The organism is Nocardia sp. NPDC004604, assembly GCF_040609795.1.
In the GTDB taxonomy this organism is placed as follows: Bacteria; Actinomycetota; Actinomycetes; order Mycobacteriales; family Mycobacteriaceae; genus Nocardia.
Genome location: NZ_JBEXLC010000327.1, coordinates 1 through 1,805 on the forward strand (window position 1 = coordinate 1; position 1,805 = coordinate 1,805).

Sequence of the window (1,805 nt, forward strand, 5' to 3'; positions counted from 1 at the left end):
AAATCGGACAGGGCCGACCCCACCGGCTCCTGATTCCGCAACGCCAACAGCACCTGAAACAGCGGATGCCTGGACTGGGACCGCTGTGGCACCAGCTGGTCCACCACCTGCTCGAACGGAACGTCGGCGTGCTCGAAGGCGTCCACATCGACTTGTTCGATCCGGCCGAGTAGTTCGGTGAACGATTCAGCGGGATCGATCTCGGTCCGCAGCACCACGGTGTCGGCGAAGTCGGCGACACCGTCGAGCGCGGCCGTAGCGCGCCCGTTGGTCGGTGTGCTGATCGGAATGTCGGTGGTGCCGCTCAACCGGGCGAGCAGTACCGCCAACGCGCCATGGATCGCCGTGAACAGCGACGAACTATGCTGCCGCGCAAATTGTTCCAGTGCCGGAACCAGATCGGCAGGCAAGGGGTAGCTTGCGGTGGCGCCTCGATTCGACGGTACCGCTGACCGGGGCCGATCGACTGGCAGACGAAGCTCCTCGGGCAGGTTCGCGAGCGTGGCCCGCCAGAACGCCAGGTTCTCGCGGCGGCGCTTGATCCGGGCGCCGGCACGGGCGCTTTCGGGGTGAACCTGGTCGAACGCAGTGTCCGGCGCGGCGGCGAACGCGTCGAGAAATTCCTCGAACCTCGTGCAATGCGCCGAGAGTTCGGAGTCGGTATAGAGGTCGGGATTGGCCAGCAAGTGCAGGATCGTCCGCGGCGGCTCCCCGATTTGATACAGGTCGACCAGCAGATCGTCGACCGGCCCCGAACTGAGGATATGGAACTCCCCGGTCACCGAACCCAACCGGATCTCCTGGTGGAAGAACATGACATTCACCACCGGGCCGGCGAAACGCCGCAGTCCGCCGTGGTGTCCGGCGGCGGCACGAATGTCGGTCAGGCCGCACCGCTGGTGCCGCAACGCCCCCACCAGATCGGACTGCACCCGCCGCGTCAGTGTCGCCACGGTATCGTCCCGATCCAGCATGAGCGGAAGGGGAGCGACATTGACGAAGACCCCGCCGGACCGCCGCAGCACGGCGTTCGTGCGACCCGATACGGGAATATTGACCATGACGTCGTCTCGGCCGGTCATCCGCGCCAGGTAGCAGCCGAATGCGGCGATCACCACCGCGGCCGGGCTCGCATTCCACACTTCCGCGGCATGCTCGATCCGCTGCACCATCAGCGGCGAAAGTTCGGCGGTTGCGACCGCACTGTCCGCGCGCGCGGGTGCGTGCCCATCGACCAGACTGGACTCGTCCCCGGCGTCGGCGAGCTTATTCAGCCAATATTCCTGGTCGTCGGCGAACCGCTTCGACTCCCGGTAGCTGCGGTCGGCCTCATATAGCGTGCGCACGTCCGCCGCCCGGTTCGGCTCCGCCGTCCGGCCCCGCACCGCCGCCGTGTACAGCGCCGCTATGCGGTTCAGGGTCATCATTCCGGCATAGCCGTCCATCGCGACGTGGTGGATTCGGGTGTACAGCAGGTAATGCCGGTCCCCCACCCACACAACCGCCGATCCGAACAACCGGTCCCGCGTCATATCGAGCGGCCTGGTGTACTCCCGACGCATCCACTCCAAGCCCGCCGCGACGGGATCCGGTTCGCCACGCACGTCTATCACCGGCGCCGGCGACTCGAGCGACGGGTCGAACACCTGGTACGGCTCGCCGTCGACCTCTACCAGCCGTAGGTATCCGGACTGGAACTCGCGGCCTGCCCGAATCGAGGCTTCGCGCAGCAGATCGACGTCGAGATCGCCACGCAACTCGATGTACTGTGCCTCTGATATCGGCACATCCGGACTCAATTTCTG

General features: G+C 66.0%; 1 protein-coding gene. It reads right to left on the reverse strand.

What is annotated here, in order from left to right:
- Window positions 1-1,787: condensation domain-containing protein (locus ABZW16_RS43890; RefSeq protein ID WP_354962090.1), on the reverse strand; the 1,787-nt coding region annotated here is incomplete at its 3' end.
- Window positions 1,788-1,805: the final 18 nt, after the last annotated feature.